General features: G+C 46.0%; 4 protein-coding genes. All 4 read left to right on the forward strand.

Annotation, left to right across the window (positions count from 1 at the left end):
- Positions 1-398: 398 nt before the first annotated feature.
- The gene (locus DXD25_RS01905) at positions 399-3,377 is read left to right on the forward strand and encodes a TonB-dependent receptor (protein WP_117661532.1); all 2,979 of its coding nucleotides are present in this window, start codon (positions 399-401) and stop codon (positions 3,375-3,377) included.
- A gap of 31 nt (positions 3,378-3,408) precedes the next feature.
- Positions 3,409-5,265, forward strand: coding sequence for a RagB/SusD family nutrient uptake outer membrane protein (locus tag DXD25_RS01910; protein ID WP_117661533.1), 1,857 nt, complete (start codon positions 3,409-3,411; stop codon positions 5,263-5,265).
- Positions 5,266-5,295: 30 nt separating this feature from the next.
- Positions 5,296-5,772 (forward strand): hypothetical protein, encoded by a 477-nt coding sequence (locus DXD25_RS01915; RefSeq protein WP_117661534.1) that lies wholly within the window; start codon positions 5,296-5,298, stop codon positions 5,770-5,772.
- Between the two features lie 109 nt (positions 5,773-5,881).
- A complete protein-coding gene (locus tag DXD25_RS01920) occupies positions 5,882-7,546 on the forward strand; it encodes a right-handed parallel beta-helix repeat-containing protein (protein ID WP_117661535.1) in 1,665 nt (554 codons plus the stop codon).
- Positions 7,547-7,742 lie beyond the last annotated feature (196 nt).

Below are 7,742 nucleotides of genomic sequence, written 5' to 3' on the forward strand. Positions count from 1 at the left end.
TTCCTATATATAATAAGGATAAGAGAGGGCGAAAAAGCAAGTTTTATATGTTTTTTCGCCCCGTTTGCATTTATTAACTTTTTTTTAGACAACTTATTAAAATTTATCGTAAATTTGCAACCGGTTATTAAAATATAATAAGCCTACACAATAAGAATCATGAATTGAATCAATATATAAACTTAGTCAGACAATTATATTATTAAGAATCTGATTATCTTATAAAACTACATAATATAACAATTAAAACCAAACAATTATGAGCAAAAAAAGTCAGTTTGGCATGACCCTATTACTATCTACGATCTTTAGTAGGTGGCGCCAATGCGAGTACTGTTCCTTCCTCAAGTACATTTGGTGTAGCCCAGGTAACACAGCAGGGTGCTGTTTGCAAGGGTGTGGTAAAGGACGCTGCTGGTGAACCAATTATTGGTGCAACGGTCAAGGTAAAAGGTTCCGATAAGACAGGAGCTGTAACTGACCTGGATGGTGTATTTACCATTTCTGGTGTAGAAAATGGACAGACTATTGTTATTTCCTACATTGGTTATGTAACACAGGAAGTGAAGTTCAAAGGTCAAGCTTTGGACGTTGTAATCTATGAAGATTCTAAAACTCTTAATGAAGTAGTTGTAGTAGGTTACGGTACTACTTCTAAGAGAAAGACTACATCTGCTATCTCTTCTGTAAAGGCAGATGACATCGCTAAGGTACCTGTACCTAATATTACACAGAGTTTGGCAGGACGTGCTCCTGGTCTTATCGTGCAGCAGTCAGGTGGTGGTATCAACGCCAAGGCATCTATCAAGATCCGTGGTGGTGGCACACCTCTCTACGTTATCGATAACATTATCTGTGAGGAGCGTGACTTCCAGAACTTGAATACAGATGATATCGACCAGGTAACTGTATTGAAGGATGCTTCTGCTACCGCTATCTACGGTGCTCGAGCAGCCAACGGTATCATCATGGTAACTACCAAGAAGGGAGCTACAGGCAAGTTGAATATTGACTATAGCTTCAACTACACACTCTCTCAGCCAGCCGACTTGCAGGATAAGGTAGATTCTTATACAGCAGCTACCTATCTGAACCGCGGTCTGGAATATGACGGACGTGCCCCTCAGTACTCTCAGGAAGAACTGGAACTCTTCCGCAACGGTTCTGACCCAAAGGGTCATCCTAATGTAGATTGGCAGGACGTATGTATGCGTGCTTTCGCTCCTGAAATGCGCCACAATCTCTCTGTTGCAGGTGGTAATGATGTGATGAAGATTTACACTGGTCTGGGTTACTACAATCAGGAGTCTATCTATCGCACCAACTCCAACAACATGCAGCGCTACAACTTCCGTACCAACATGGAGGCTACCTTCAAGCAGATTGGTTTGAAGGTACAGACGGGTGTAGATGCTTACATCGTGGATACAAAGGAACCTGCAACTGCTTCTGGTCGTGGATATTACACAGTATGGTCGCACATTCAGAACAAGCGCCCTTGGGAGCCTGCTTACAACCAGTACGGACAGATTTACAGCGGTACTACCGATAACCCACTCGTTGACATCAGCGGTGATGGCGGTTACTATAAGGAGCAAATCAGTTCTGTACGTGGTAACCTCAACCTGATCTGGGAGGTGCCATGGGTGAAGGGACTTACCCTGAAGGCGCTCACCAGCTACGGTATCGTGAACGACCGCAACAAGACATGGAATAAGTCTGCACAGACATACGACTGGGAGGGCAATCCTGCTACTGCCAACAAGCCTAGCTTGAGCAAGAACGTTTACTACCGCAGCAACTTCAATACTCAGTTCTTCGTTGACTACTCTCGTACCTTCTTTGAGAAGCATACTGTAGGTGCAACCTTCGGTGTTGAGGCCAGCGGTTCAGATTACGACAACTCATCTTTGGCTCGTAACTCATACCTCTTCGACGTTGACCAGATGAATTCAGGTCCTGTAGATACAGCTACCAACGGTTCACAAGAGGGTGTAGGTTATCGCCGTGCAGCCTTTATCGGCCGTTTGAAGTACGACTATGATTCTCGCTACATGTTCGAGGTGAATATGCGTCATGACGGTAGTGATTACTTCCCAAAGAACAAGCGTTGGGGAACCTTCTTCTCTGGCTCTGCAGCATGGGCAGTATCTGATGAGGCATTCTACAAGAACCTCGGTATCGACAAGGTGCTCAACCTCTTGAAGATCCGTTCTTCTTACGGTGAGATCGGTCAGGACGGCAATGTAGGACGTTTCGCTTATGTATCTTCTTATGGTATGAATACCCGTGGTGCTTACCTCGGCGGCAAGTGGTACTCAAGCTTCTATGAGGGTGGCCTTATCAGTCCAGATATGACCTGGTACACCACCAAGGACTTCAACATCGGTGTTGACTTCGCTACACTCAACAGTCGCTTGTCAGGATCTATCGATTACTTTGCCAAGGTTACAACAGGTTACATCGCTTCACCTTCAAACGTAGGTTATACAGCTCCTCTGGGCAAAAACCTTCCTTACGTGAAGTCAGACGGTGAGAGCATCCGCCGTGGTGCTGAGTTCGTACTCCAGTGGAAGGACAGCTTCGGTGACTTGAAGTATGGTGTTTCTGCCAACTTCACTTTCTACGATGACCGTTGGAACATCAACCCTAACGAGAGCGAGACTTCATTGAAGAACCCATATAAGCGCAGCACACAGGTAGGTGCTTACTCTGGTGTTTACTACAAGAACCTCGGCTTCTACAAGAATTATGAGGACATCATGAACAGTCCTAAGCGTAATGGCTCAACCAACCTGATGGCCGGTGACTTGAAGTACTACGACTTCAACGGTGACGGTAAGATTGATGGTGATGACCAGTATCGCCAGGGTTCAGGTGGAACTCCACAGTCTAACTATGGTTTCAATGTAGATTTGGAATACAAGGGCTGGTCGCTCAGTATGTTGTGGCAGGGTGCTACCAACTACAACCTCTATGTAGATGGCATTCTCCAGGGTGGTAACAGTAACTATTTGCCAGTGATTTACGATTTCCAGAAGGATATCTGGGCACCTGACAATACCAACAGTCTCTACCCACGTCAGCATGCATCAGCAGGTTTCAACGGCAACAACAACTTCGTAAGCTCTAACTTCTGGTTGGTTGATGCTCACTACCTGCGCTTGAAGACCCTCTCTATCGGTTACGACTTGAAGCGTACCGTTCTCAGCAAGCTGGGATGGTTTACCAAGTGTAATGTATCTCTCGCAGGCTACAACCTCCTTACCTTCAGCCCTGCCAAGAAGTGGGGATTCGATCCTGAGTCAGGTTCAGGTAGCGGTTATACATATCCGATTTCAAGAGTATATACAATCAGCGTGAACATCGGCTTCTAAATTCTAACAATAATTAAAAAGCATATTCATTATGAAACATAAACATATATTGCCAATTCTGTTGATGGGAGCCCTCGGCCTTCAGAGCTGCAGCGATTTCCTCGACACCAAGCCAACAGAAGGCTATCCTGAAACAACTGTTTGGGAGACACAGGGTACTGTTGATGCATTCGTCATCGGAAACTATGGCAATGCGTTCGGCCTTTACGAGTGGTTCTCTACATGGGACAAGACATTCACCAACAACATGGTGAACTGCCGTGCCGACTGTCCGGGTGAGGCTCGTGGTCTTATCGAGAACACCTATGATTGTGGTTTGAACAGCCGCTTTACCTCTATCCGTAACTGTAACCTCATCATCGAGAAGATGAAGGAATCTTCTATTCCTGAGGCTTACAAGGCACGCTTTACAGCAGAGGCAAAGATGATGCGCGCCATGATTTACTTCGACCTGGCTCGCAAGGCTGGCCGTTATATCTGGGTGGACCGTGTACTCACCACCGGCGACGAGTTCAATCTTCCTCTTACCAAGGATATCGTAGAGAGCTACCAGCACGTACTGACCGATTTGCGTGAGGCTATTCCTAACTTGCCAGAAGAGGCAGAGGCTGGTCGCCTGACAAAGAATGCCGGCTATGCATTCCTCTCTGAGGTTTGCCTTACAGCTGCAGCTTATACCAACGACAATGCATCTCTGCAGGCAGGCAAGAGCCTTTATCAGGAGGCTATCGACGCAGTTGACGCCCTCAAAGGTGTTTCACTCGATGCCAACTATGAGAGTATCTTCAACCAGAACGGTGCTTACTCTTCACCTGAGATCATTCTGGCTCAGTACTGGAGCAAGGACAATACAACCGTACAGGGTACTGATATGATCAACCTCATCCCTAACCTGCTCAACTCAAACCTTGAGAAGAACGGTTGCGGACCTTTGTTCAAGAATCCAGATATCTTTGAGTGCTGGCTCGACCACACTCCAAGCCAGAACCTCGTAGATGACTATCTGGTTATCGACCAGGAGACAGGTAAGGCAGTACGCTGGTATGAGGCTTCACAGTTCGTCAACAACACCACTCCTATCAGCCGCGATGAGGCTATTGCCAGCATCGAGCACAAGGATGATGCAGAGTTTGACGGTGGTCAGTACTTCAAGGCATTCAAGGTGAAGACTGCTGGTACCAACATCAGCGACCTGATGTATCAGCACCGTGACAAGCGTTTCGACGCTTCTATCGTTCACGACGGTTCTACATACCTCGGCGAGAACATCACCACTTACACTCGTGGTAACTTCAGCCGCTGGGCAACCAACCGTTACGCTAACGACCACGTGCCTCTGACCAACTACGCAATGCGCAAGTCTATCTATACCAACTGGGATCCACGTCCATTCTACAATGTATATACGGATTACCACAAAGTTATCTTCCGCTATGGCCGTTGCCTGCTCAACAAGGCAGAGGCTCAGCTCCGTCTGAACAAGGTGTCTGATGCAGTAGCAACTCTCAACCTGACCCGCCAGACTCATGGTGGTCTTCCTGCTTCTGAGGCATCTACTCTTGCTGATGCATGGAAGGACTACAAGATTGAGCGCCGTGTAGAACTCTTCTGGGAGGGCGACTGGTACTTCAGTCTGCTGCGTTGGGGTAAGTATGGTCAGGAGGCTAACGATGGCAAGGCTCCTGGTAGCGTAATCAATGAGCTTACAGAGCCAGCAACATTCATCGAGATTAAGCCAGACCACTCTGCTTTCTATATCGGTAATGTTCAGCTGTCAAATGATAAGCGTACATTCGATACACGCTCTTATCTCTTCCCAATTCCAAAGTCATTGATTCAGGCAAACTCTGCCATCAACGAATCTGACCAGAACCCAGGATGGGAGTAATATTATTAATAAACAAAAAATCGAATAGAAATGAAAAAGATATCTCTTTCAACACTCAAGTGGGTGTTTCTGTTGATTTGCATGCCTCTTCTTACAGCATGTAGTTGGGAGGATCTGCCTTCTTACGAGGAGGCTGAAATCAGCGCCGTACAGCTCTACCACCGTTGGGCAAGTACAGACAAGGATCCTATCACTGGCGAGCCTGTGGTAAAGGAAAAGCGTTTGAACTGCCAGAGTACTGTTGACTCTGAGAATGGCGTCATCAGCGTAAGTGTTTCCGTTCCTGAAGCTGGCGGCGACTTCTCTACAGAAGTACGCAACCAGGTAACTCAGAGCAAGTTGTGGGGTCAGGTAACTGTTTCTACAGCAGCTCGTATTACTCCTGTTGAGGGAACTGCTAACTTGGGTACTCCAGACGATTGGACCAAGGAACGCAAGTTCAGCGTAAAGGCTGCCAATGGCAACACAAAGATCTGGACTATTAAAATTGTTAGTTTTAATAAATAAGCTTGCCAGCTCCTATTTCAGGAGTTAGCCAGAAAAAGGGGAAAGCCCGGAATCTTCTCTGATTTCGGGCTTTCTTAAAATTAAGAATAATAGAAAAGATATCATTATAATGAAGAATACTATCAAAGAAAGACTGATTGTTCTGTCGCTTTTACTGTTGTCGTTCATTTCTGTAAGTGCTGCTGAGAAGGTTATCAGCGTCAGCCAGAACGGAAATGCAGCCAATGCTATCCGCAGCGCATTGGAAAAGGCTGCTGCCATGAAGGGAAGTCCAGTAACTTTGAAGCTGGAACTCGGTGTATGGAACATTACCCGTGAGGAATCTACCGTGCGCAAATATTATATTTCGAATACTACGTCAGAGGTTGAGTGTGCAGATCCTTCAAAGCACATCGCCCTGCTGCTGCGTGGCCTTCGAAATGTAACCATCGACGGTAATGGCTCTACACTGATGCTCGACGGCGAGATGTCGGCATTTGTCATCGACAACTGCCAGAACATCACACTCCGTAATCTTAATATTGACAATGCTCATCCTACCCAGACCGAAATGACCGTGGAGGCTGATGGTAAGGACTATATGATATGCCGAACTCATCCTACCTCACAGTACCGCATCAAGGATGGTAAAGTAGAATGGTACGGACGTGGCTGGGCTTTCAGCAGAGGTATTGCGCAGTGGTATGACCCTATTAAGGATATTACCTGGCGTGACTGGAGTCCTACTGACAATGTGGTAGAGGCTCGCGAGATGGAGCCTGGTAAGCTCTATATCAAATACAACAAGAAGCCTGCCGTTCCTGTAGGTACTGTCTTCCAGATGCGCGACGCTATCCGCCGTGAGGCTTGCGGACTTATCTGGGAGTCTAAGAATGTTCGTCTGGACAATGTACGTATCTATTATCTCAGCAACTTCGGTGTTGTAGGTCAGGTTTCTGAAAACATTTCTATCCACCGCTGCTGGTTTGCACCAGAGGAGGGAAGTGGCAGAACCAATGCAGGATTTGCCGACTTTATCCAAATTTCCGGCTGCCGTGGACTGGTGGATATTACCGATACCAAGTTTGCCGGTGCTCATGATGACCCTATCAATGTGCATGGAACTCATTTGCAGATTGTTCGTGCAACCTCTGCCAACAAGCTGCTCCTGCGCTATATGCATCATCAGACCTATGGTTTCCAGTCATTCCACAGCGGCGATGACATAGAAATCGTAAATCCTGAAACACTTCTTGCTGAGGGTACCTTCAAGGTAAAGAGTGCCAAGATGGTTTCTCCTCGCGAGATAGAGATTACGCTCACCAAGCCAGTACCAGCGAATCTATTGAAGAATGGAACACGTGTAGTGGAGAACATCACCTGGACTCCTCGTGTACACATTGCACGTTGCCACTTCAGCCGTATTCCTACTCGTGGTATTCTCATTACCACCCGTCAGCCATCTGTTATCGAGGATAACTATTTCTACGGAATGCAGATGAGTGCTATTCTCGTGGCAGACGATGCTCGCAGCTGGTTTGAATCGGGTCCGGTTCACAATCTCATCATCCGCAACAATACTTTCAATCGTTGCGCTAGTTCTACTATCTGGATCAATCCAGAAAACCGCAAGAAGGCAGGTGCTGTTCACCGCAACATCACCATCGAGAACAATGTATTCACTCTGCGTTCTCAGGACGACAAGCCTCTTGTTTATGATTCGGTAGATAACTTGAAGGTGAAGAACAATATTGTGATTAGTCCAAATGGTGAGACAACAAAATTGAGTTATTAGTCATCTTATACGGGATAACTTAGAATTGAATAACTATCAAATTAGTTTAATTGTACTAGGTTAGATCTATAGAATAGGCTTATTGTAAGATTAGGTTTATAAGATTTAGTTTTAAAAAAATAGGTCGATAAGAATAGTTATTAAATTTGGTTCAATTATTGACTTACACAAATCAAATAATGAAAACTAAGCGTAT

The sequence above is a fragment of the Prevotella sp. TF12-30 genome (assembly GCF_003436715.1).
In the GTDB taxonomy this organism is placed as follows: Bacteria; Bacteroidota; Bacteroidia; order Bacteroidales; family Bacteroidaceae; genus Prevotella; species Prevotella copri_A.

Bases quoted from the DNA above. Each gene is read 5' to 3' on its own strand.
- DXD25_RS01910 (WP_117661533.1), top strand. From the start codon at position 3,409: ATGAAACATAAACATATATTGCCAATTCTGTTGATGGGAGCCCTCGGC.
- DXD25_RS01915 (WP_117661534.1), top strand. From the start codon at position 5,296: ATGAAAAAGATATCTCTTTCAACACTCAAGTGGGTGTTTCTGTTGATT.
- DXD25_RS01920 (WP_117661535.1), top strand. From the start codon at position 5,882: ATGAAGAATACTATCAAAGAAAGACTGATTGTTCTGTCGCTTTTACTG.